23 protein-coding genes are annotated in these 22,019 nt (G+C 59.4%); 8 read left to right on the forward strand and 15 right to left on the reverse strand.

The window, feature by feature from the left end; genetic code table 11:
* Both GHO25_RS22490 and GHO25_RS22495 read right to left on the reverse strand, forming a co-directional pair.
* Window positions 1–217, reverse strand: a 217-nt coding sequence (locus GHO25_RS22490; protein WP_178110189.1) for a DUF4880 domain-containing protein, incomplete at its 3' end; no start/stop codon positions are given.
* Window positions 218–303: 86 nt separating this feature from the next.
* The gene (locus GHO25_RS22495; RefSeq protein ID WP_048367461.1) at window positions 304–810 is read right to left on the reverse strand and encodes an RNA polymerase sigma factor; all 507 of its coding nucleotides are present in this window, start codon (window positions 808–810) and stop codon (window positions 304–306) included.
* 234 nt (window positions 811–1,044) lie between these two features.
* Between GHO25_RS22495 and aroQ the strand changes: the two genes are divergently transcribed.
* Complete coding sequence (gene aroQ, locus GHO25_RS22500) at window positions 1,045–1,485, forward strand: type II 3-dehydroquinate dehydratase (protein WP_153392493.1); 441 nt, start codon at window positions 1,045–1,047, stop codon at window positions 1,483–1,485.
* Between the two features lie 4 nt (window positions 1,486–1,489).
* On the forward strand, window positions 1,490–2,380 hold the full coding sequence (locus tag GHO25_RS22505) for a shikimate dehydrogenase (protein WP_153392496.1): 891 nt from the start codon (window positions 1,490–1,492) through the stop codon (window positions 2,378–2,380).
* Window positions 2,381–2,393: 13 nt separating this feature from the next.
* On the opposite strand, the gene GHO25_RS22510 is transcribed toward GHO25_RS22505, so the two are convergent.
* Together GHO25_RS22510 and quiC are read right to left on the reverse strand one after the other, a co-directional pair.
* Window positions 2,394–3,071, reverse strand: coding sequence for a TetR/AcrR family transcriptional regulator (locus GHO25_RS22510; RefSeq protein ID WP_048367465.1), 678 nt, complete (start codon window positions 3,069–3,071; stop codon window positions 2,394–2,396).
* A gap of 87 nt (window positions 3,072–3,158) precedes the next feature.
* Entirely contained in the window at window positions 3,159–5,078 is a 1,920-nt protein-coding gene (gene quiC / locus GHO25_RS22515; RefSeq protein WP_153392499.1) for a 3-dehydroshikimate dehydratase QuiC, read from the reverse strand.
* 328 nt (window positions 5,079–5,406) lie between these two features.
* Between quiC and GHO25_RS22520 the strand changes: the two genes are divergently transcribed.
* Entirely contained in the window at window positions 5,407–6,738 is a 1,332-nt protein-coding gene (locus tag GHO25_RS22520) for an MFS transporter (RefSeq protein WP_153392502.1), read from the forward strand.
* 95 nt (window positions 6,739–6,833) lie between these two features.
* Here the strand turns inward: GHO25_RS22520 and GHO25_RS22525 are convergent, their stop codons facing one another.
* The 4 genes from GHO25_RS22525 to GHO25_RS22540 form a co-directional block, all read right to left on the reverse strand.
* Complete coding sequence (locus GHO25_RS22525; protein ID WP_048367469.1) at window positions 6,834–7,721, reverse strand: DMT family transporter; 888 nt, start codon at window positions 7,719–7,721, stop codon at window positions 6,834–6,836.
* Between the two features lie 64 nt (window positions 7,722–7,785).
* The gene (locus tag GHO25_RS22530) at window positions 7,786–8,601 is read right to left on the reverse strand and encodes a sugar phosphate isomerase/epimerase (protein ID WP_048367471.1); all 816 of its coding nucleotides are present in this window, start codon (window positions 8,599–8,601) and stop codon (window positions 7,786–7,788) included.
* Between the two features lie 11 nt (window positions 8,602–8,612).
* Window positions 8,613–9,668, reverse strand: a complete 1,056-nt coding sequence (locus tag GHO25_RS22535) for a Gfo/Idh/MocA family protein (protein ID WP_153392505.1) — start codon at window positions 9,666–9,668, stop codon at window positions 8,613–8,615.
* Window positions 9,669–9,775: 107 nt separating this feature from the next.
* Window positions 9,776–10,555, reverse strand: coding sequence for an IclR family transcriptional regulator (locus GHO25_RS22540; protein WP_048367474.1), 780 nt, complete (start codon window positions 10,553–10,555; stop codon window positions 9,776–9,778).
* Window positions 10,556–10,706: 151 nt separating this feature from the next.
* On the opposite strand from GHO25_RS22540, the gene GHO25_RS22545 reads away from it, so the two are divergent.
* Window positions 10,707–12,425 carry an FAD-dependent oxidoreductase gene (locus GHO25_RS22545; RefSeq protein ID WP_153392507.1) on the forward strand — a complete coding sequence of 573 codons (1,719 nt, stop codon included), beginning with the start codon at window positions 10,707–10,709 and terminating at the stop codon, window positions 12,423–12,425.
* Window positions 12,426–12,474: 49 nt separating this feature from the next.
* Here the strand turns inward: GHO25_RS22545 and pcaG are convergent, their stop codons facing one another.
* The 4 genes from pcaG to GHO25_RS22565 all read right to left on the reverse strand — a co-directional run bounded on the left by pcaG (window position 12,475) and on the right by GHO25_RS22565 (window position 15,901).
* Window positions 12,475–13,080, reverse strand: a complete 606-nt coding sequence (pcaG, locus tag GHO25_RS22550; protein ID WP_048367476.1) for a protocatechuate 3,4-dioxygenase subunit alpha — start codon at window positions 13,078–13,080, stop codon at window positions 12,475–12,477.
* Window positions 13,081–13,091: 11 nt separating this feature from the next.
* Window positions 13,092–13,811, reverse strand: coding sequence for a protocatechuate 3,4-dioxygenase subunit beta (gene pcaH / locus GHO25_RS22555; protein WP_048367478.1), 720 nt, complete (start codon window positions 13,809–13,811; stop codon window positions 13,092–13,094).
* 98 nt (window positions 13,812–13,909) lie between these two features.
* The gene (gene pcaQ / locus GHO25_RS22560) at window positions 13,910–14,839 is read right to left on the reverse strand and encodes a pca operon transcription factor PcaQ (RefSeq protein WP_178110190.1); all 930 of its coding nucleotides are present in this window, start codon (window positions 14,837–14,839) and stop codon (window positions 13,910–13,912) included.
* A 33-nt stretch (window positions 14,840–14,872) separates the two neighbouring features.
* Window positions 14,873–15,901 (reverse strand): YhcG family protein, encoded by a 1,029-nt coding sequence (locus tag GHO25_RS22565; protein WP_048390633.1) that lies wholly within the window; start codon window positions 15,899–15,901, stop codon window positions 14,873–14,875.
* Between the two features lie 230 nt (window positions 15,902–16,131).
* Here GHO25_RS22565 and GHO25_RS22570 point away from each other — a divergent pair, with 230 nt between their 5' ends.
* Both GHO25_RS22570 and GHO25_RS22575 read left to right on the forward strand, forming a co-directional pair.
* The gene (locus GHO25_RS22570; protein WP_048367481.1) at window positions 16,132–17,025 is read left to right on the forward strand and encodes a neutral zinc metallopeptidase; all 894 of its coding nucleotides are present in this window, start codon (window positions 16,132–16,134) and stop codon (window positions 17,023–17,025) included.
* Window positions 17,026–18,009 (forward strand): alpha/beta hydrolase, encoded by a 984-nt coding sequence (locus GHO25_RS22575; RefSeq protein ID WP_153392511.1) that lies wholly within the window; start codon window positions 17,026–17,028, stop codon window positions 18,007–18,009.
* Between the two features lie 90 nt (window positions 18,010–18,099).
* Here GHO25_RS22575 and GHO25_RS22580 read toward each other — a convergent pair whose 3' ends face one another.
* The 3 genes from GHO25_RS22580 to GHO25_RS22590 form a co-directional block, all read right to left on the reverse strand.
* Window positions 18,100–18,690 carry an HAD family hydrolase gene (locus GHO25_RS22580; protein WP_153392513.1) on the reverse strand — a complete coding sequence of 197 codons (591 nt, stop codon included), beginning with the start codon at window positions 18,688–18,690 and terminating at the stop codon, window positions 18,100–18,102.
* Window positions 18,687–19,556 (reverse strand): acyl-CoA thioesterase II, encoded by an 870-nt coding sequence (tesB, locus tag GHO25_RS22585; RefSeq protein ID WP_123752060.1) that lies wholly within the window; start codon window positions 19,554–19,556, stop codon window positions 18,687–18,689. The genes GHO25_RS22580 and tesB overlap by 4 nt, the downstream gene beginning before the upstream one ends.
* Before the next feature lie 84 nt (window positions 19,557–19,640).
* Window positions 19,641–20,210, reverse strand: a complete 570-nt coding sequence (locus GHO25_RS22590) for a GNAT family N-acetyltransferase (protein WP_048367488.1) — start codon at window positions 20,208–20,210, stop codon at window positions 19,641–19,643.
* Between the two features lie 90 nt (window positions 20,211–20,300).
* Here GHO25_RS22590 and GHO25_RS22595 point away from each other — a divergent pair, with 90 nt between their 5' ends.
* Complete coding sequence (locus tag GHO25_RS22595; protein ID WP_048390598.1) at window positions 20,301–21,221, forward strand: histone deacetylase; 921 nt, start codon at window positions 20,301–20,303, stop codon at window positions 21,219–21,221.
* A 254-nt stretch (window positions 21,222–21,475) separates the two neighbouring features.
* The coding region (locus GHO25_RS22600) for an NAD(P)/FAD-dependent oxidoreductase (protein WP_153392515.1) at window positions 21,476–22,019 on the forward strand (544 nt) is incomplete at its 3' end.

Below are 22,019 nucleotides of genomic sequence, written 5' to 3' on the forward strand. Positions count from 1 at the left end.
GGGCTGGACTGGCCATTTCCGGGTCCTGCACCAAGGCTCCCAAGGCTGCCCAGGTTTGCTTGGCAAATTGCAAGGCAGGCGCGTGGCGCTCATCAGCGGCCAGCCATTGTTCAAGTTGCGCCTGCGCCGCCGCGTCCAGGTCACCCGCGTGCAGGCGCACCGCCCACTCGGCGGCCGTCTCAGTGATGATCTGTTGTTCGCGGCCTTGGCTATTCACGTGTGAATCTCAATTTCTCGTTATGTATAAGCAGTGACGTCTGGCCTGCCGATATTCAGTAAGCCGTTTATCGAAACTCAGGTAGGTTATTTCTCAGCTGCTTGTAGTCGTTGCATGACATACGCCAGCGCTTTGGACAGATGCTTTTGCACGGAGCTGTCAGAAATATCAAGTTGGCGCGCCACTTCTGCATGGGTCATGCCTTCGATACGGTTGAGGCGGAAGATTTCCTGGGTGCGCTCGGGCAGCTCTGACAGTGCCTGCTTGAGCGCCATGCGCTGTTGTTCAGCCATTGCCTGAGCCTCCAGCTCTGCCATTTCGTCCTCGATGTCAGCCAAGGCCTCGTGCGTCACCGAGTCGGTCTTGCGCCGGATTTCCTGGCGGATGTGATCGACCAGCAGGTTGCCCGCCACGCGGTAGAGGTAACCGGGGGAGTTGTCGATCTGTTCCTTGCGCCCGCGCTCGGCCAGACGCAGGAAGCTCTCCTGCACCAGATCGGCGGCCAACTGCGGATCTCGCACCTTGCGCGCCAGGTACCCGCGCAGGGTACTGGCATGCTTGAGGAACAAGCCCTTGAGGTCCATATCCGACAAACCGACTCCCTGACGCATGAGGAAAAGGGGCGGCTATCTTACTTTTTGTCGAGAATGATTTTCAATTGATATTAGCGGGACTCGCGCATTGTTCGATAAACGCCCACTTAATGGCACAAAGCGGCGTCGGCATTTATCACCCAATTGACCTTATTAACCGGCTGGTACAATTTAAGCCAACCGCTTGAGCAGCGCTCAGGCGACCCTATAAAAACAAAGTAGAGTTGGCTTGCTATGTCCCCTATCGTCCTGGTGCTTAACGGCCCCAATCTGAACTTGCTTGGCACCCGCGAACCCGGTGTTTACGGCCACGAAACGCTGGCAGACATTGCCGATTTGTGCGGCCAGACGGCCCGCGAAGAAGGCTTGAACCTCGAGTTTCGCCAAACCAACCACGAAGGCGAATTGCTTGACTGGATCCATAGCGCTCGCCAGCGCTGTGCCGCGATTGTGATCAACCCGGCCGCCTGGACCCACACCTCCGTGGCCATTCGCGATGCCTTGGTCGCCAGTGAACTGCCGGTGATTGAAGTGCACCTGTCCAACGTCCATACGCGCGAAGCCTTCCGGCATCACTCCTTCGTCTCGGGCATTGCCCAAGCCGTGTTGTGCGGGTTTGGCAGCAACGGTTACCGCTTGGCCTTACAACACCTCAGCCGCCAACTAAAGGGCTAAGCGCATGTCGACTCACACACCCAAGTCAGTGCTGGCCGGGCTGATCGGCGCCGGTATCCAGGCCTCCCGCACACCGGCAATGCACGAGCGCGAAGGCGAGGCGCAAGGGCTGCGTTACGTGTACCAGTTGATCGATCTGGACGTGTTGCAGCTCGATAACAACGCCCTGCCCGACCTGCTGACCGCCGCTGAGCGTATGGGCTTCAGCGGCTTGAACATTACTTACCCGTGCAAGCAGGCGATCATGCCCTGGCTGGACGAGTTGTCTGATCAAGCCCGCGGCATTGGCGCCGTGAACACGGTGATTTTCCGGGACGGCAAACGCATAGGGGACAACACCGACTGTTCGGGGTTTGCCGAAGGTTTTCGTCGCGGCTTGAGCGGCGTTGCCGTGCACCACGTGGTGCAAATGGGCGCGGGTGGCGCGGGCTCAGCGGTGGCTTACGCACTGCTCAGCGAAGGCGTACACCGGCTGGATATTTTTGACGTCGACCAAGCCCGCGCACAGAGCCTGGCAGACAACTTGAATCAGCACTTTGCCGGTTCACGGGCCAGGGCGGGCACTGACCTTGAGGCCTCGCTGAGCAAAGCCAACGGGCTGGTCAACACCACGCCCATGGGCATGGCCAAGCTGCCGGGCATGCCCGTGCCCGCACAGTGGCTGCGCTCAGAGCTGTGGGTGGCCGAGATTGTGTACTTCCCGCTGCAAACCGAGTTGCTGCGCCACGCCCGTGAGCTGGGTTGCCGCACGCTGGATGGCGGCAACATGGCAGTGTTCCAGGCGGTCAAGGCGTTTGAACTGATCAGCGGCGCCAGCGCTGACGCCTCACGCCTGCTCGCGCATTTTCAGGAAATGAACAGCCAGGAAATGAATGGCCAGGAAATGAACGGCTAAGGCGTGATCTCACTCACACCTGCAAATAGCGCAGCACCGAGTCGCAGATCATCTCGCGCTGACGCTGTTTAACCTGCGGGTCAGACAAGTCGATCTGAAAAATCTCACCGACTGTGTAGCGGTTGGACACGCGGTAAAAACAGAACGAACTGACCAGCAGGTGCACGTCCAGCGGATTTAAACCGGGGCGGAACACCTGCTGCTCAACGCCTCGGCGCAGGATCTCTTCGAGGGCATGAACAATCGTGTCGTTCATGGCCTTGATGCCTTCCGAACGCTTGATGTATTCGCCCTTGTGAATATTTTCGACGCTGACCATGCGCACAAAATCGGCGTTCAGGTCGTGGTGATCAAAGGTAAATTCAACCAGCTTTTTAATCGCCTGCCGGGGTTCCATTTCATCCAGGTGCAGCAGGTTTTCGGTGCTGCGGATCTCGCCGTAGAGCTTCTCCAGCACTTCGACGTAGAGCTGCTCTTTGCTGGTGAAGTAGTAATAGATCATGCGCTTTGACGTGCGGGTACGCTCCGCGATGGCATCCACGCGTGCGCCCGCCAGCCCTTGTTCGACGAACTCGGCCAGGGCTTCCTGAAGGATGTTTTCGCGGGTCTTTTCCGGGTTGTTTTTCCGGCTCTTGCGCGGTTCGACTGCGGGCGCCGTGGCGTCGGTGTCGACTTCTGTTATCTGGGTCATTACAGGCTCACGGCCATCGGAAGATGGCCGCGATTATGGCCCGAGTGGTTCATCGAAGGAAGTCGACAAACGTATTCGCGCAACGTCCTACAGCTTGGCCTGACGCACCGCCCCGGTGCGCGACTTGGCCATCGCCGCCAAACGTACCGCCACGTTGGCCGCACCATAGCCGGCATAGCCGTTTTTACGCTGCAGCAACTCAAAGAAGAAGCGCCCGGCAAACGGCTCGGTGTACACATGAAACAGCTCACCGCCCTGAGCGTCGCGGTCGTACAAGACGTTGAAGTAGGCCAGTTCGCTCAAAAACTCATCGTCAAAATCAAAGCGCGCCGCCAGGTCGTCGTAGTAGTTCAACGGGATATCCAGCAGCGGTACGCCTGCGGCTTTGGCGCGGCTGACTTCAGCAAACAGGTCGTCGCACTCAAACGCAATGTGATGTACGCCGGAGCCGCGATAACTCGACAACGCATGTGAGATGGCGGTATTTTTGTTCTCAGAAATGTTCAGTGGCAAACGAATCGTGCTGCAACGGCTGCGCAATGCGCGGCTTTTGACCAAGCCGTAAGGGTCCGGCAACACCACTTCGTCATCCGCTTCAAAGTCCAGCAGGCTCTTGTAGAACAGCACCCAGCTGTCGAGGCTGTCGGCTGGCAGTGCCATGGCCATGTGGTCAATGCGCTTGAGCCCGCCTTGGGCGGTTTGGGCGGTTTGGGCGGTCGCAAGGTTGAAGTCCGATTCGTACAACGGGTTACCCGCTTCGTCCTGATCGACCAGATAAATCAGGCTGCCATCCGGCGCACGAACCGCCGCCAGTTCCAGCTCATTGGGGCCGACCAGGCCTCGATAGGGCTGGCCTTTATAGGCCACGGCACGGGCCAGCGCGCTGGCGCTGTCTTGCACGCGAATGGCGGTGGCGCACAGCGACGGGCCATGGGCCTCAAAAAAGTTGTGCCCAAACGAATAAGGCTCGGCATTGAGCACCAGGTTGATGTCGCCCTGACGCAGCAAGCTGACATTTTTGGAGCGGTGCTGACCGGCCTTGCTGAAGCCCAAACGCTCAAGCCAGTGGGTCAGTTGCGCGCCCTGATTGTCATCGACGGCGAACTCCAGAAACTCGATACCCTTGTAGTCACTGGCCTTGGGCGGCGCGAACAACGGCTCAAGGCTGGCGGCAGGCGCGGCCTCCTGGACCAGACGCTCGCGGGTTTTCTCTTCGAGGTACAACAATGAGCGCAGGCCATCTGCCGCGTTGGCGCGGGTGGGCGCTGCGCGGAAGCCGTCATTGAAGATCTCCAGCGACAAGGGCCCGGTGTAGCCGCTCTGAATGATCGGCGCCAGAAAGCCCGGCAAGTCGAACTCGCCCTGTCCCGGAAAGCAACGGAAGTGGCGGCTCCACTCCAGCACGTCCATCGCCAAAATGGGCGCGTCGGCCATTTGCACGAAGAAGATCTTGTCGCCGGGAATCTGCGCAATGCCGCTCGGGTCACCTTTGAGCGATAAGGTGTGGAAGCTGTCGAGCAGCACGCCAAGGCTCGGATGGTCGATCTCGCGCACCAGTTCCCAGACCTGTTGCCAGGTGTTGACGTGCCGCCCCCAGGCCAAGGCTTCGTAGCCGATGCGCAGGTTCCGCGCCCCGGCGCGCTCGGCCAGCAGGCTCAAGTCGTCCAGCAGGATTTGCCGGTCACCCACCGAGTCGGCGGCGGCATTGCTGCACACCAGTACCAGGTCGGTGCCCAGTTCCTGCATCAAGTCGAATTTGCGCTCGGCGCGGTCGAGGTTGCGCGCCAGACGGTCGCGGCGGCAGCCTTCAAAGTCACGGAACGGTTGGAACAGGCTGATTTCCAGGCCGAGGTCTGCGCAGATCTGGCGCACTTCGCGGGGGCTGCCGTCGTAGTACAGCAGGTCATTTTCAAAGATCTCAACCCCGTCAAAACCCGCTGCGGCAATGGCGTCGAGCTTCTCCGGCAAGGTGCCGCTCAAGGAAACAGTGGCGATTGAACGCTTCATTTAACACTCCCATGATTGCCACCGCCTGCAACCGACGGCATTTCTAATAGCCTGATTATTAAGGGCACCCTATCATTGAGCAACCAGTCTGTACCAACCGGTTAGTTTTGCGTGCGATTATCGAACACTATGCCCTTTGTTGAATTGACGACTTTTTGTCCAATCGCCACCATCCAACCCGTACCTTTTGCAATAAATGCTGCACAACACCACATAACAATTCCAAAAAAAACGGGTAACCACTCATGCTTGCTCTTATTGATATGACGCTCTGCTTTGCTCTGCCGCCTGCGTGGTACCCGACCTTTCAACGGACGGGTAAATAGCCATGACCCCTTCTCAATCGACACACGCCAACTCTGCCCAAAGCACCCCGCACGCCGGTATTGGCGACAAGATCCGCGGCGCCATGGCCATTGGTAAAACCCGCTGGGGCATGCTCGCCCTGGTGTTTTTCGCGACCACGCTGAACTACATCGACCGCGCCGCACTGGGCGTGATGCAACCGATTCTGGCCAAGGAAATGAGCTGGACGGCGATGGACTACGCCAACATCAACTTCTGGTTTCAGGTGGGTTACGCCATTGGCTTCGTCCTGCAAGGTCGGTTGATCGACCGGGTCGGCGTCAAACGCGTGTTCTTCTGCGCCGTGTTGCTGTGGAGCCTGGCGACCGGCGCCCACGGCCTGGCCACCTCGGCCGTCGGCTTTATGATGTGCCGCTTTATTCTCGGCCTGACCGAAGCCGCCAACTACCCGGCCTGTGTGAAAACAACGCGCCTGTGGTTCCCCGCCGGTGAGCGCGCAGTGGCCAGCGGTATCTTCAACGCCGGGACCAACGTCGGCGCCATGTTCACCCCGATGCTGTTGCCTCTGGTGCTGCATGTGTGGGGCTGGCAGGCAGCGTTTCTGTGCATGGCGGCGTTGGGCGGTATCTGGCTGATCTTCTGGGGGCTGAAGTACTACAACCCTGAAGAGCACCCAACGGTGAGCAAACAGGAACTGGACTACATCCAGAGCGAAAAAGAACCGGAGCAACAGAAAGTCAGTTTCGGCACGATCCTGAAAATGCGCGGGACCTGGGCCTTTGCGTTGTCTTACTCGCTGACCGCACCGGTGTTCTGGTTCTACCTGTACTGGCTGCCGCCGTTCTTGAACCAGCAATACAACCTGGGCATCAACGTGACGCAGATGGGCATCCCGTTGATCATCATCTACGTCACGGCCGACTTCGGCAGCGTCGGTGGCGGGATTTTGTCTTCGATGCTGATCAGTCGCGGCATGGCGGCGGTCAAGGCACGGCTGGTGTCGATGTTCCTGTGTGCGATATGCATCATCGGCGTGGTCATGGCCGCTGGCTCCAGCCAACTGTGGGTTGCCGTGGGCGCCATCGCATTGGCCCTGGGCGCGCACCAGGCCTGGACCGCCAACGTGTGGAGCATGGTGATGGACTACACGCCTAAACACATGATGGGCACGGTGTTCGGCTTTGGCGGCATGTGCGCGGCCATCGGCGGCATGTTCATGACGCAAATCGTGGGTTATGTACTGACCGTCACCAACAACAACTACACCGTGTTGTTCACCATGATTCCGGCGATGTACTTCATTGCGCTGACGTGGATGTACTTCATGGCACCGCGAAAAATCCCGCAGGTTTGAGTTCGATCAGCCCCTCTTCTTAGGAAGAGGGGCTGTAGTCGCTGCCGAGGAACGAGGCTGCGATGCGGGCCGCAGGACCGCCAATTATCACAATCTTAAACCGCCCTTTTCTTCCGCTGTTGCCAAGCCGCCGCCAACCCGCTGATGCAGACAATCGCGATGCCAATCCGTGAGGTCAGGTCCGGCGTGTGGTTGAACAGCAGCCAGCCCAGCAACCCGGAAAACACAATCTGGCAGTAACTGAAAGGCGCCAGCAATGCCGGGGCGGCGAGGCGGAACGACTGCGTCAGGAGCAAGTGCGCGGTCATGCCCAGGGAGCCAAGCGCGAGCATTTCCAGGCCATGCACCAAGGTCGGCGTCTGCCAAAAGAACGGCACCAGCGCACTCAGTACCAGTGCGTTAAACAAGCCGGCAAAAAAGTTACTGGTGGTCGGTGTGTCGTACAGGCTGAGTTTGCGCGTGAGGATCTGGTAGCAACTGAAACACAGCGCCGCCGACATCGGCAGCAACACCGCCGGGGTAAACAAGTCGCCCCCCGGATGGATGATCACCACCACGCCGATAAACCCGCAACTCACTGCAATCCATTGCCCCCGGGTGACTTTTTCGCCCAGCAACGGCCCGGACAGGGCCGCCACCAATAACGGCGCCAAAAAGTTAACCGCGGTGTTTTCAGCCAACGGGATGTACAGCAGCCCGAAGGTGAAGAACAGCCCGGAGCCCAGCAAGCAGATCGCCCGGTACACCTGCAGCAACGGGCGCTTGCTGCGCAGCACCCGTAGCCCCGACTGCGGCAAGAAGTAACTGGCCATCAGCAAGGTGTGCACCATATAGCGCGCCCACACCACCATCACTACGGGGTACAAACCGCTCAAGTACTTGGAGAGCGCGTCGTGACTGGAGAACAACGCCGTCGCGATCACGATCAGCAGAATGCCCTTGAGTGGCTGGTTAACGCCTGAGAGTGGCGTAGGCAATGTCATCGAACACCTCAATGTGGAGCAATGGACTCACAGCACTCAGCCACCCGCATCCGGGCGCTACGCACTACAGCTGTTGCAAAAGCACCCGGGTTTTATCAATCGCCCATTGCGCCCGTTGTTCGGCGCTGACGCCTTGTGCCTGAAGTTCTACGCAGGGAATTTCAAGACTCAGCGGTATGTCTTTGGGCAGTAATCTCAGCAAGCCGAGCAAATCGCAGTCACCGTCGCCAGGAAAACGCCGCTCATTACGCGCCTGGCGCAAAATTTCCTGCATGTCATCGGGCGTTGGCCCCGCCACGTCGCACAACTGCATATAGCGCATGCGCGACGGCTCTACCCGGCTCAGGTCTTCAAGGCTTGAGCCAGAGCGGTTGAAATGGAAGGCATCGACCAATACGCAGCCATTGACGCGGCCCGCCTGCTCAACCACCCGCACCGCCTGCTGCAGGTTCTTGGCATCGGTCCACGGCATGAACTCAAGATGAGGATAGATCCCGTAAGGGCGACTCAAGTCACACAATTGCGCAAAGTTATCGGTCATGCGTTGTTCATCGGGGTCATTGCCGGCGACCAGCAACTCGGTGGCGCCGAATTCAGCGCCCACAGACAGGATCTTGTCGAAATCTGACACGCAGGTCTGCGGCTTCAAGCGAAGAATCTCGATATCGAGCACTTTGATGCCGGTGTCGTGCAGGCGCTTGAGGGTTTGCCTGCGTAAAGCCGGGTCATTGACCAGCGGGAAGTGATACTCCTCTGGCGTGGCAGGTTCGAGGCGCAGACCGACATGGCTGTAGCCGGTGCGGGCGGCAATGTCGATCATGTCGACCGGCGAGACTTCCAGCACGGTCAGGGCAGCAAGGGACAAAGGACGAGAATTCATAGTGGGCTCTTTCAGGCGTCGATAGGGGCTGGGGCGCAGGCCCGGCCAGTGGCAGCGGCTTCACGAATGGCTTCAATCAGCGCCAGGGTGCGGGCGGCATCCGCCGCACTCACCAACGGCGCAACCTCGCGTCGAATCACCCGAACAAAATGTTCCAGTTGCAAACGCAGGGCTTCATCGGGCTTGAAGGCTTCTTGCTCGACCAGCAACGGCTGGTGCCAGCCCGCGCCGTCCTCGGCGTAATGCCAGCGTTTGAGCTGCGGAATGCTCAACGCCCCGCCGGTGCCTGCCAGCAAATAGCAGGGTTGATCGCTCTGGCGCGGATACACCGGGTTTTCACCCGAGTCCAGTTCCCAGCTCCAGGGTGCGGCCACGGCATCAGAGCCGGTCAACGTACCGAGAGCACCGTTTTCAAATTGCAGCAAGACCGCCGCACAGTCCTCATTGCCATAGCCGCGCACGGCATTGCTGGTGATGGCCTGCACCTGTCGCACTTCGCCACACAATTGGCGCAGCAGATCCAGGTCGTGGATCAGGTTGGTCAGCAGCATCCCCGCACCGGCCTCACGCCGCCACGGGATATCGAAATAGCTCTCGGGCTTTTGCAGTTGCCACAACGCAGTCACCGTACTCAGACGCCCCAGCGCCCCGCTGTGCACCAGCTCATGCGCCCGCACAATCAGCGGGTTGTGGCGTCGATGATGGCCCACCAACACCGGCACGCCACTGTCCCGCGACGCCGCCACCAGCGTACGCACTTCTGCCAGATCCACGCCTACGGGTTTCTCCAGCAACACCGGCACACCCGCTGCCAGGCAGGTCAGCGCCGTGCTCACGTGCAAGGTGTTGGGGTTTGCGATGATCACGCCATCGGGCTTTGCGGCCGCCAACATCTGCGCCGTGTCAGCAAACCATTCGACCCCGCATTGCGCCGCAAACCCGGCCGACTGCGGCGCAGGGTCTGCGACCGCGCAGAGCACAGCGCTGTCGAGGCCTTTTAGATGATGAAGGTGCTGGCGGCCCATGATGCCGGCGCCCACCAAAGCGATACGCAGTGGAGCGTTCAAAATGCTGATCCTCTTGTAAGAATTATGGAATCACAGAATTCCGATTAATTTAGAATCTGGTTCCACTTTCTTGCAAGATAAATTAACCACTCCGTTCAATTTAGCCGTCAGGCATCGAACAGTTCAGATGCCTGGCAGGCCACTGACAACTCCTCGGTGAACTGCAGCAACAATGGCGCCAGCTCGTGCAAGCGGGCCTGAGGCAGGCGTGCACTGGGGCCTGCCACACTCAACACGCCGACCACATGCTTGCCCAGCGGGCTGCGCACCACGGCAGCAATGGCGCTGGTGCCAATCGCCGAGCTTTCTTCTACGCAGGCATAGCCCTGCTCGCGGGCGATACGCAGACGCTCGAGCAACTCCACATTAGAGTGCGGCGCATTCGGCCCCACGCCTTCGGGGGGCGTAATGCCCTGGCGTTCAACCTGTGCCAAAGCCATGGCATCGCTCATGCTGGCCAGCCAGGCATGCCCGGACGCGGTGTAATACAGCGGCGCATCGCGGCCCATATCCGGGTCATAGCGCAAGCCAGAGCGGGCGCCCTGGGACTTGGCGATCCAGGTCAGGCGCTCACCGTCCACGACGCCTAAACGCACCAATTCGCCGGTTTCCTGGGCGAGCCGATCAAGGATCGGCTGCACAATGTCGGCCCCGCTGCTGGCCAGGTATTGAAAGCCCATGGCGACTAGTTTGGTCGACAGATGGTAACGGCTGTTCTCGCTGTTTTGCCGCACATAGCCCAACCGCACCAACTCGGTAAGCAAGCGGTGGGTCGCACTTTTAGGGATGCCCAATTGCTCGGCAAGCGTCTGCATCGGCACGCCGCGCGGCTCCTGCGTGAGGCTCTCAAGCACACTGAACACCCGTTCGATCTGACTGCCAGCCATACAAAGCCCTCGCAAATGAAAGGATTCTAAAAGGTAAACCCGCAAACGCAAAAGCTGGAACTGAACAAACACACTCGGGGTTGTTATTTTTAGAGCAAATCTTTATATTTTGGAACTCAATTCCAAAAACGATTCAATCCGGAGCCCCACCATGACCGCAGCCCCTCAACCTGACGTTATCGACTGTGATGTGCTGATTGTCGGCTCCGGTGCGGCCGGTTTGTCCGCAGCCGTCACGGCCGCCTGGCACGGGCAAAAAGTTATCGTGGTCGAAAAGGATGCGGTCTTCGGCGGTGCCACGGCCTGGTCCGGCGGTTGGGCCTGGGTGCCGTGCAACCCGCTGGCTAAACGCGCCGGGATCATTGAAGACGTAGAATTGCCGCGCACCTACCTCAAGCATGAATTGGGCGAGCGTTACAACCCGGCCATGATTGACGCGTTTCTGGAGGCTGGCCCGCGAATGGTGGCGTTCTTCGAGCGCCATACCCGCTTGCAGTTTGCCGATGGCAACGCCATTGCCGACATCCACGGCGACACCCCTGGCGCCGGGACTGGCGGGCGCTCGGTGATCGCCGCGCCCTATAACGGCCGCGAGGTTGGAAAGCTGCTCAAGCGGCTGCGCAAAACCATGCGCGAAACCAGTTTTATGGGCATGCCGATCATGGCCGGACCAGACCTGGCGGCCTTTCTCAACCTGACACGCTCACTGCCGGCAGCCTGGCACGTGACCAAGCGCTTTGGCCGCCACCTGATTGACCTCGCCCTGCATGGCCGCGCCTTGCAATTGGTCAACGGCGTGGCGCTGGTGGCGCGACTGGCCAAGTCGGCTGAAGACTTGGGCGTATTGCTGTGGGAATCCGCACCGGTCACATCACTCACTCAGGACGAGGCAGGCGTTACTGGCGCGGTGGTCAAGACAGCACGCGGGGACATCCGCATTCGTGCCCGCAAAGCGGTGGTGCTGGCCGCCGGGGGCTTTGCCAATGATATTGAGCGGCGCAAGGCGCTGTTTCCGCGCACACCGACCGGCCACGAACACTTGGCCCTGCCGCCGCTGGGCGTCAATGGCGATGGTCTGACCCTCGGTGAAAGCGCTGGCGGGCAGATCAACAGCGACTTGCACTCCACGGTCGCCTGGGCTCCGGTGTCCCGCGTCACACACAGCGACGGCAGCATAGGGCACTTTCCGCACATCATTGAACGCGCCAAGCCGGGAATCATTGGCGTATTGAGCAACGGTCAGCGCTTCGTCAACGAAGCCAATGGCTACTACGATTACGTCACCGCCATGGTGGAACAAGCACCAGCCGGTGAACCGGTCGCTTCGTGGTTGATCTGCACCCATGACTTCCAGCGCCGCTACGGGCTCGGCATCTCGCGGCCGTTTCCTATCCCCGTGGGGCCGTTTATCCAGTCCGGCTACCTGAAAAGCGCCTACACCCTAGAAGGCCTGGCCCGCGTGTGTGGCATTGACGCCAAGGGCTTGCAAACCACCGTGGACGACTACAACCGCCACGCGCAAACAGGCCAGGACCCACAATTTGGGCGCGGCTCAACCCCGTACAACCGCAAGCAAGGCGACCCGCTGCATCAGCCCAACCCTTGCGTGGCGCCGATCAGCAAAGGACCGTTTTACGCGGTCAAGGTAGAACCCGGCTGCTTTGGCACCTTTGCCGGGCTCAAAACCAACGAACACGCTCAAGTGCTGAACGCAGACGGTCAGGCAATAAAAGGCTTGTATGCGGCAGGCACGGACATGGCCAGCATCATGGGCGGGTACTACCCGGCGGGTGGGATAAATCTTGGGCCGGCCCTGACGTTTGGCTACATCGCCGGGCGGCATATGGCGGGGGTGACGCAGTACGAGTGAGTCATTGAGGTGGGAGTCAGGCGGGTTAGCCTGCTCCCACATGCAGCCCTTAAAAATCGAAGAACACCGTTTCGTTCGGGCCTTGAATATAGATATCAAAACGGTACGCCGGTTTGCCGTTCACTTCGCAGCGATGGGCAATCAGGGTTTCACGGCGTTGCGGTTGCTCGATCAGGTTGAGCACCGGGCATTTGCCGTTGGCCTCCGGCTCGTCGCTGAAGTACAGGCGGGTCTGCAAATGGATGTTGATCCCGCGGGCAAACAGCGACACGTTGATGTGCGGCGCCATCGGCACACCGGCAGCATTTTTGACCACACCCGGCTTGATCGTGTTGAGCGTCCATTCCCCGGCATCAAAGGTTGTGGCGGTACGGCCGAAGCTGTTGAAAGGCTTCTCGGCGTCGAAGTGTTCGTCGTAAACGCCTTCGTGGTTGGCTTGCCAGAACTCCAGGAAGGAGTCGCGGACCAAATGGCCATTGCCGTCATGGACGTTGCCGACCAGCACAATGTGCTCGCCCGGCGCGTCAGGCTTGGCCATGTCGTTCCAGATTTCTTCCGGGCGGGACGGGTTACCGGCGGCGGCCAGCGCCAGGCCGATATGCACGTAAGGGCCAGCCGTTTGCGATGGCGTTTCGGGTAGCAGTTCGATAGGCATGACGAGGCTCCTCAGCAGTTTTCGAAGTGAGTCTTGCGCTGACCGCGCAGCACGATGTCAAAGCGATAGGCCAGGCAATCCATCGGATTGGCGGCGCCCATGTCCAGCCGTGCAATCAGGCTTTGCACCGCCTCAGGGTTGGCAATCGACTTGACGATCGGGCACATCGGGATCAGCGGATCGCCTTCGAAATACAACTGGGTAATCAAGCGCGTGGCAATCGACGGGCCGCTGATCGACACGTGAATATGCGCCGGGCGCCAGTCATTGGGGCCGTTACGCCACGGGTAAGGACCGGGTTTGACGGTACGGAAGCTGTAATAACCCTGGCTGTCCGTGAGCGTGCGGCCCACGCCACCAAAGTTGGGGTCCAGCGGGGCCAGATAGCGGTCGTTTTTGTGACGATAACGGCCACCGGCGTTGGCTTGCCAGATCTCTACCAAGGTGTGCGGGATCGGCTTGCCGTATTGGTCGCAGACACGACCCGAGAGCAAAATCCGCTCACCGACCGGCAAACCGCCATTGTTGAAGTTCAACAACAGGTCGTTGTCGAACTTGCCGAATTTGAGGTGGGAAAAATCAGGGCCACTGGTTTCACTGACCGATTGCGGAATGCTCACCAGCGCCTGGCGCGGGGAACGGGCAATCGAGGTTTTGTAGTCAGGGGTCAGGGCTTTGGGGTGCCAGTTGCGGTCACGGATGATAAAGCGCCGGCTGTCTGCATCAGACATGTCGATCTCCTGTTGTTTTTATAAAGGCCAGGCGCCAGTTTTAAACAACAGAGGTTCAAGCACTATTGAAAAGGCCAACCCATAACATAACCAAGTGGTTATGGATAAACACCTTCGGCATAGGCCTGCCCCAGCTCACGCAGCACCTCGACACAGCCTTGGGCCGCCACCGACATGGGCACATGGGCGTTACTGCAAATGCCGATCGAACCGCCCGGCTCACGCTGGCCCAGGTCAATTTCATGCAGTTCGCCGCTGGCCAGGTCCAGGCGCACGGCATCCAGCGGGGCTATCCACACCGCATCGTTACGCAGCACGTAGCGGCGGCTCACCGTGACTGACAGGGTTTCCAGACGCTGGCGCGACTGGCTGATGCCGCACTGCACAAACAGGCTGTCGGCAAAGGTGCGGATGGTGGTGTTGGCCAGTGGCAACACCAGCGGGTAGCGCTCCAGCTGGCTACGGTCCAGCGGGCCCTGCAGCAACGGATGGCCCGGCCGCACCACCAGGGTCATCGATTCGCTGTACAGGTGTTCAAAGTTCATGCCCTGAATTTCCGGGCTGTCGGTCATGCGCCCAATCACCAGATCGACATCACCGACACGCAACTGCGACAAAAGATACGCACTCGGCCCGGTCACGATACTCACCACCAGCGCCGAATGGCGGGCATGCAGGCGGCTCACCAACTCAGGCACCAGCAGGCTCTCAACGGTGGACAACACCCCCAGCCGCACCGTCCCCCCGGAGTATTCCCCCCCGCGCAAGGCGTTCACCCCTTCGCGTAAAGCCTGCACCGACGGCGTCGCATAACGCAGGAAAGCCACCCCGGCCTCGGTCAGACGGATACCGCTTTTGCTGCGCACAAACAGAGTCACCGTCAGCAGCTCTTCAAGCTCCTTGAGGGTTTTGGACATGGCCGGCTGGCTCACCGCCAACACATCCGCCGCCCGCGCCAAACTGCCTTGGCGTGCCATCTCCAGAAAGCACACCAGATGACGGTATTTGATGCGGGTATCGATGTTCACAGGGGTAAAAACTCCGAGCAGGGCTGGACGCGGTCACGCATCGTCGACAGGAACGTTTTGCAGATAAAACTCGTGGAGCTTGGCTTGCAACAGCCTCTTGTCCGGCAAATGCGTCTGATATTCGGCGATCAATGCCGGGGACAATGAGCGGTTCAGCGCGTATTCAACCACTTCATCCTCTTTACTGGCACACAATAAAACCCCAATCGCCGGATTCTCGTGTGGCCTGCGATGATCCCGGTCCAGGGCTTCAAGGTAGAAATTGAGTTTGCCGAGGTGCTCGGGTTCGAAGCGCCCGACCTTTAATTCAATCGCGACCAGACAATTCAAACCTCGGTGAAACAGCACCAGATCTACCACAAAGTCACGAGCGCCAACCTGCAATGGGTACTGCGAACCAACAAAACAGAAGTCATGCCCCAACTCGGTCAGAAATGCTTTTAGATGCCCAAGCAAACCCTGATGCAAACCTGACTCACTGTGCCCCTTGGGTAATTGGAGAAACTCCAGAACATAAGCGTCTTTAAAAATGCTCGTAACGTCCTCTATACGCTCTTTTAAGGCAGGCGAAAGCTTTGCAGGCTGAATGATCGTTCTCTCGAATAATGCGCTTTGCAGTTGGCGCCCCAACTCACGACTCGACCACTTTTGAGCGATTGCCGTACGCATATAGAACGCTCGCTGCTGTGCCATTGAGCATTGGCTCAGCAGCATTAAATGATGCGTCCAGGGCATTTGTGTCAGCAGCGCTGACACTAAATGTTCCTCTGCCTTGTACGCTTCATAAAATTGACGCATGCGAAATAAATTTCGACGGGTAAAGCCTCTAAGGCCAGGCTGAGTGTGGGCAATATGGGCCGCCAGTTGCTCGACAACAGAATCGCCCCATTCAGCGTGTTCAAGTTTTTGACTGATAAAAGCACCGACTTGCCAATAAAGCTCAATCAGATGCGCATTCACAGCCATGGCGGCGCTTTGCTGAGCACTTTTGATCATTTTCACCACGTGCGCAAAGCCATTCGTCTCGGCCGGCCCTGGAAAATCGTGATTATTCTTTTGCATGGGAACCTCGGGCATGACGAAAAATGTCACGCCCACCCTACGTTCCGCCCTCCCTTTAGTCAGTCAGCCCAAACCTACAAGCAGTCGACTCGGCATGTAGCCCAACTCTGTGAAGTCATCCGACCAACGTCCATACTTATCCACCGCTCAACAAACGTCTGACAGCCGGGCTGGCGCTGTGCCTACCGAGCAGCAACACTCAATAAACAGATTTATCAGAGGATTCCTCCATGCAATGGAAAAAAGGCCGCCGTAGCGACAACGTTGAAGACGTGCGCGATCAACGTACCGGTGGCGGTGGAGGAATGCGCATCGGCGGCGGTAAAGGCTTGAGCCTGATGGCGGTGGTGGTGATTGTCGGGATTGGCCTGCTCACCGGTCAGGACCCTTTGCAGATTCTCGGCCAGCTCAGTGGCCAACTGACGGAGCAGTCGTCACCTCAGGTGACGCAGCAAGCAGGCCATGCGCCGCCTGCCAATGATCAGCAAGCAGACTTTGTACGGGCGATTCTGGGCGACACCGAAGACACTTGGCGCCAGGTGTTTCAACAGTCAGGTCGCACGTATAAAGACCCGACGCTGGTGCTCTTTCGCGGCCAGGTCAGTTCGGCCTGCGGCTTTGCCACGGCGGCCAGCGGGCCTTTTTATTGCCCGGCTGACCAGAAGGTTTACCTGGACATGAGTTTCTTCCAGGAGATGGCCCAACGCTTCAAGGCCGCCGGGGATTTTGCCCAGGCGTATGTGATCGCCCATGAAGTGGGGCATCACGTGCAAACGCTGTTGGGAGTTTCGTCAAAAATGCAGATGGCCCGCCAGCAAGGCAAACGCATGGAAGGTGACGGCGGTTTGCTGGTACGCCAGGAACTGCAAGCTGACTGCCTGGCCGGGGTGTGGGCCAACCTTGCGCAAAAACGTCACGACTGGCTGGAACCGGGCGACATTGAGTCCGCTCTAAATGCTGCCACTGCCATTGGTGATGACCGTTTACAACAGCAGTCACAAGGGCGCGTAATGCCCGACTCATTCACCCATGGCACTTCTGCGCAACGCGTGAGGTGGTTCAAGACCGGTTTTGCCAACGGTGATATTAATCAGTGCGACACCTTTTCGGCAGCGAGGCTTTAAATGGCAAAACGGTTGATGGCAGTCGTCGGTCTGGTGCTCGCGTGTTCTTCGGCAATAGCCGCAGAACACGGGGTCAAAGTGTTAAGCCCCGATCAGATGAAGATCGGCACGAGCGAGCTGAATATCGGGCTCAGTCAAAACTGGAATCAACCGTTGCCCGCTGTGCAGCGGGCGCTGATTGTGATCCATGGCCGCTTGCGCAATGCGCAAACCTATCTGGAGAGTGGCGAAAAAGCCGCGACGCAAGCCGGACAGTTATCCACAACCCTGGTGATTGCGCCGCAGTTTCTCAACGAAAGCGATGGCACCCGCCACACGTTGCCCAACGATGTACTGCGCTGGCACGCCAATGACTGGATGGCCGGTGAGCCCGCGATCAGCCCCACGCCATTGAGTTCTTACGCGGCCATCGACCAGATCCTGCAACGCCTGGGCGACCGCAAGTTGTTCCCTAACTTGCGCGAAGTGGTCATCGCCGGGCATTCGGGCGGAGCACAAGTGGCGCAGCGCTATGCCCTAACCACCCAGGCGGACAAAGCCCTGGAGGCCGAAGGCATCAAGGTGCGTTACGTGATTGCCAACCCGTCGTCCTACGCTTATTTCGACAAGCAGCGCCCGGTGCCTGCCTTTGATCCGGCCAACTGTCCCGGTTTCAATAACTGGAAATACGGGCTTAAAGACTTACCCACCTACGTGGCCGGGCAAAAGCACCACACGCTTGAGCAAAACTATGTGAGCCGCGACATTACCTATTTGCTCGGAGCCAAAGACACCGACCCCAACCATCCGGCGCTGGATAAAAGCTGCGAAGCCGAAGCTCAGGGTGCATATCGCTTGATACGCGGGCACAACTACTTTGACTACCTGACCCAACGCCATCCGCAGGGGCTCAACCAACGCTTGGTTGAAGTGCCGGGGGTTGGCCACAACGGCGATGAAATGTTCACCTCGCCAGAAGGGCAAAAGGCGCTGTTCGCAAGGTAAGTTCGCCCTGCTTTGTAGGAGCGAGCTTGCCTCGCGATCTTTTGATCGTTTAAAAGATCGCGAGGCAAGCTCGCTCCTACAGGCGGGGAGTCAATTCAGCAGTTGATGAAGTTCGGCGCAGTCTTTGGCGTGCCAGTCGGTCAGTTCGGGCCACGGGTTGTCCGGGACGTTGACCAACACCGTTTTGCTCCCGGCCGCACGGCCGCATGCCAGGTCAAAGCGGTAGTCGCCCACCATTACCATGTCCGACGGCGCAACAGCCCAGGCTTGCGCCAACTGCAGCAGGCCATCCGGGTCGGGTTTGTGCGCGGCGTTCTCGCGCCCCAATACGTCCTGCGGCGCAAAGCACTGATCCAGACCAATCGCCTTGAGGGTGATGTGCGCCAGCTCTTGAGCGTTACGCGTCAACACGCCCAGGCGGTAACCACGGGCAGCCAGGTCGCGCACCAGCTCGATTGCGCCCGGCGCTGGCGTGGAAGCCAATGCCAGTTCGCGCTCATGCTCCAGCAACCAGGCATGCTTGGCGGCCGCTTCGTCAGCGGGCAAGCCGTTGAGGTGGGTCAGGATGTCGTCTTCGGGCGGGATGCCCAATGCCTGACGAATCGCCGCAAAGTCATGCACGGCGAGGGTCAGGGTGCCGTCCATGTCGAACACCCAATGCTTGATGTCCTTGAGTGTCATGCCCAGTCCTTGCGGTGGCGGATCAGGCCTTCCTGCGTCACCGAGGCGACCAGTTTACCCGCGCGGTTGTAGACACTGCCGCGCGAGAACCCGCGCGAGTTACCGGCCCACGGGCTGTCCATGGCGTAGAGCAACCAGTCATCCATGCGCAGCTCGCCGTGGAACCACAGCGCGTGGTCGAGGCTGGCCACTTGCATGTCGCGTTGCCACACGCCTTTGCCATGGGGCAGCAGCGAGGTGGTCAGCAAGCCGAAGTCCGAGGCGTAGGCCAGCAGGTATTTATGCAGAGCCAGGTTGTCGGGCAAGGTGCCGTCGGCGCGAAACCACACGTATTTGATCGGGTCGCTGACCTGGGGGTTGAACGGGTCTTCACCGACCACCGGGCGGAACTCGATGGGCTTGGCACACAGCAGCTTTTCACGCATTGATTCAGGGATCAGGTCCGCGCGCTGGCGAATCATCTCAAGCTCGGATGGCAGGTTTTCCGGCCCCACCACGTCGGGCATCGGGTTTTGATGTTCAAAGCCGTTCTCATCGTATTGAAACGACGCGCTGCTGGTGAAGATCGGTTGGCCCTTCTGGATGGCTGTCACCCGGCGGGTGCTGAAGCTGCCGCCATCACGCACCCGGTCAACCTGGTACACCACCGGCAAGCTGGCATCGCCGGGGCGCAAAAAATAGCCGTGCAATGAGTGCACGTGCCGAGCGTCTTCTACGGTCTGGCTCATGGCCGACAACGATTGCCCCAGCACCTGACCGCCGAACAGCTGGCGAAAGCCCAAGTCCTGGCTGCTACCGCGAAAGAGGTTCTCTTCAATCGGTTCCAGGGTCAACAAGTTGACCAGATCATCCAATACTTGGCTCATTCAGACTCTCCTCACACAGAGCAATACCGTCGTAATCTTCGCTACGTCGGCCAACAAAAAATTTCGGCTCAGGCCTCAGCCCGTTTAACCGTGCAACGTTTCCAGCCACTGTGCCCGTGAAATGCGATACAGCACATGCGGCCTTAGTGGATGACCTTCAACCAGCTTGGGATGTTCAAAGTCGCCGTCCAGGTCACGCTGCATGCCGATGGCCTGCATGACCTTTTGCGATGGCAGGTTGGGTTCGCTGGTGAACGACACCACTTGATCCAGCGCCAGCCGATCAAAGGCGCAGCGCAACACCGCCCAGGCCGCCTCACTGGCGTAGCCCAACCCCCAATGTTCAGGCGCCAGTCGCCAGCCTATTTCAACGGCCGGGGTGAATGCAGCGGCAAAACTGACATTTAACAGCCCGGTACAGCCAATAAAGGCGCCGGTGTCTTTACGCTCCAATGCCCACATACCGTAGCCGTATTCGGCAAAGTGACCGCGAAAACGGCCAATCAGGGCTGCGCTTTCGAGGCGACTCAGGGCCGCCGGGAAGTACCGCATCACCTGCGGGTCAGCGCACAGGGCAGCGAACTCTGGCAAGTCAGTGTCACGCCAGGGGCGCAGGCGCAAACGCGGACTTTCCAGCTCTTTGATCTGCTCCATCAGGCCTCTCCAGTGGTTACCGGGCTTTGCACATGCCCAGCAGTGTACAGCGCTGTTAATATCCAGCGCTCGTTCCGACGTGAAATCCTTATGCCCGTACCGCTGATCTACCACGAAGACTACAGCCCCCAGTTCCCCGCGGAGCATCGCTTCCCGATGGACAAGTTCCGCCTGCTGCACGATCACCTGATCGACACCGGGCTGACCCGCGATGCCGATTTGCTGCGCCCCGAACTGTGCCCTGTGGATATCCTCGCGCTGGCCCATGACCGCGCCTATATCGAGCGCTACATGGCCGGCGAACTGGCCCGCGAAGATCAACGCCGCCTGGGTTTGCCCTGGAGCGAAGCCCTGGCGCGGCGGACCATTCGCGCCGTGGGCGGCTCACTGCTGGCCGCCGAACAGGCCCTTGAACACGGGCTGGCCTGCCACTTGGCCGGAGGCACCCACCACGCCCACTACGATCACCCGGCGGGCTTTTGCATCTTCAATGACCTGGCGGTGATCAGCCATTATTTGCTGGAAAGCGGCCGGGTGAACCGCGTGCTGATCTTCGACTGTGACGTGCATCAGGGCGATGGTACGGCGCGGATCCTTGAACATACGCCGGAGGCCATTACCGTTTCCCTGCACTGTGAAAAGAATTTTCCGGCTCGCAAGGCGCAAAGCGACTGGGACATCGGCCTGCCCATGGGCATGGGCGACACCGAGTATTTGCAGGTGGTCGACGAGGCGCTCAATTACCTGTTGCCGCTGTATCAGCCGGATCTGGTGTTGTACGACGCAGGCGTGGATGTGCATAAAGACGATGCCTTGGGCTATTTGAAGCTGACCGATGAAGGTGTCGCGGCACGGGATGAAAGCGTGATGCGCCATTGTCTGGGCCGGGATATTCCGGTGATGGGCGTGATTGGCGGCGGCTACAGCAAAGACCGCAAAGCGCTGGCGCGGCGGCACGGGATCTTGCACCACAGCGCGCAGAAGGTCTGGCTGTCATCAGGCGGTCATTAAGCTGTGGGTCTTTTACCCACAATGCCTGTGGAACTGCCTGTGGATAACCTGAGTGAAAGCCCTTGCAGGCCACGTGGCGTATGGCCTACAGAAAGCTGTACGTTTTTCGTACAGCCCTTGCCTGTGTAGGAGCGAGCTTGCCTCGCGATCTTTAAAAAGATCAAAAGATCGCGAGGCAAGCTCGCTCCTACACAGGGTATTAGGTGTTCCTCAGGTAGAATGCCCGGCTTATTTCGCCGATTTGCAGCCTTGCCATGACTGAACCCACGTCCTCCCCTTCCCCGCACGTCGCCATTATTGGCGGTGGCCCCGCCGGTTTGATGGCTGCCGAAGTGTTGAGCCAGGCGGGCGTGCAGGTTGATCTGTTTGACGGCATGCCGTCGGTCGGCCGCAAGTTTTTGCTCGCAGGTGTCGGCGGCATGAACATCACCCATTCCGAACCTTACCCGGCGTTTTTGTCGCGTTATGCCGAGCGGGCGCCGCACATGGCGCCGTTGCTACGGGCGTTTGATGCCGACGCCTTGTGCCAGTGGATCCACGACCTGGGCATCGAAACCTTTGTCGGCAGTTCGGGCCGGGTGTTCCCCACCGACATGAAAGCCGCGCCGCTGCTGCGCGCCTGGCTCAAGCGCCTGCGCGAATCCGGCGTAGTTATCCACACCCGCCACCGCTGGCTGGGCTGGCAAGCCGACGGCCAGTTGCGCATCGACAGCCCCGAGGGCGAAAAACAACTCAAGCCGGATGCCGTGGTATTGGCCTTGGGCGGCGGCAGTTGGGCGCGGCTGGGCTCTGATGGCG

This window comes from Pseudomonas sp. FSL R10-1350, from assembly GCF_009600525.1.
Lineage (GTDB): Bacteria > Pseudomonadota > Gammaproteobacteria > Pseudomonadales > Pseudomonadaceae > Aquipseudomonas > Aquipseudomonas helleri.

Bases quoted from the DNA above. Each gene is read 5' to 3' on its own strand.
- pcaH (WP_048367478.1), bottom strand. From the start codon at position 13,811: ATGTCTGATGCAGACAGCCGGCGCTTTATCATCCGTGACCGCAACTGG.
- GHO25_RS22570 (WP_048367481.1), top strand. From the start codon at position 16,132: ATGCAATGGAAAAAAGGCCGCCGTAGCGACAACGTTGAAGACGTGCGC.
- pcaG (WP_048367476.1), bottom strand. From the start codon at position 13,080: ATGCCTATCGAACTGCTACCCGAAACGCCATCGCAAACGGCTGGCCCT.
- GHO25_RS22520 (WP_153392502.1), top strand. From the start codon at position 5,407: ATGACCCCTTCTCAATCGACACACGCCAACTCTGCCCAAAGCACCCCG.
- GHO25_RS22540 (WP_048367474.1), bottom strand. From the start codon at position 10,555: ATGGCTGGCAGTCAGATCGAACGGGTGTTCAGTGTGCTTGAGAGCCTC.
- GHO25_RS22590 (WP_048367488.1), bottom strand. From the start codon at position 20,210: ATGGAGCAGATCAAAGAGCTGGAAAGTCCGCGTTTGCGCCTGCGCCCC.
- GHO25_RS22510 (WP_048367465.1), bottom strand. From the start codon at position 3,071: ATGACCCAGATAACAGAAGTCGACACCGACGCCACGGCGCCCGCAGTC.
- GHO25_RS22545 (WP_153392507.1), top strand. From the start codon at position 10,707: ATGACCGCAGCCCCTCAACCTGACGTTATCGACTGTGATGTGCTGATT.
- GHO25_RS22530 (WP_048367471.1), bottom strand. From the start codon at position 8,601: ATGAATTCTCGTCCTTTGTCCCTTGCTGCCCTGACCGTGCTGGAAGTC.
- tesB (WP_123752060.1), bottom strand. From the start codon at position 19,556: ATGAGCCAAGTATTGGATGATCTGGTCAACTTGTTGACCCTGGAACCG.
- GHO25_RS22525 (WP_048367469.1), bottom strand. From the start codon at position 7,721: ATGACATTGCCTACGCCACTCTCAGGCGTTAACCAGCCACTCAAGGGC.
- GHO25_RS22565 (WP_048390633.1), bottom strand. From the start codon at position 15,901: ATGCAAAAGAATAATCACGATTTTCCAGGGCCGGCCGAGACGAATGGC.
- aroQ (WP_153392493.1), top strand. From the start codon at position 1,045: ATGTCCCCTATCGTCCTGGTGCTTAACGGCCCCAATCTGAACTTGCTT.
- GHO25_RS22505 (WP_153392496.1), top strand. From the start codon at position 1,490: ATGTCGACTCACACACCCAAGTCAGTGCTGGCCGGGCTGATCGGCGCC.
- GHO25_RS22575 (WP_153392511.1), top strand. From the start codon at position 17,026: ATGGCAAAACGGTTGATGGCAGTCGTCGGTCTGGTGCTCGCGTGTTCT.
- GHO25_RS22595 (WP_048390598.1), top strand. From the start codon at position 20,301: ATGCCCGTACCGCTGATCTACCACGAAGACTACAGCCCCCAGTTCCCC.
- GHO25_RS22580 (WP_153392513.1), bottom strand. From the start codon at position 18,690: ATGACACTCAAGGACATCAAGCATTGGGTGTTCGACATGGACGGCACC.
- quiC (WP_153392499.1), bottom strand. From the start codon at position 5,078: ATGAAGCGTTCAATCGCCACTGTTTCCTTGAGCGGCACCTTGCCGGAG.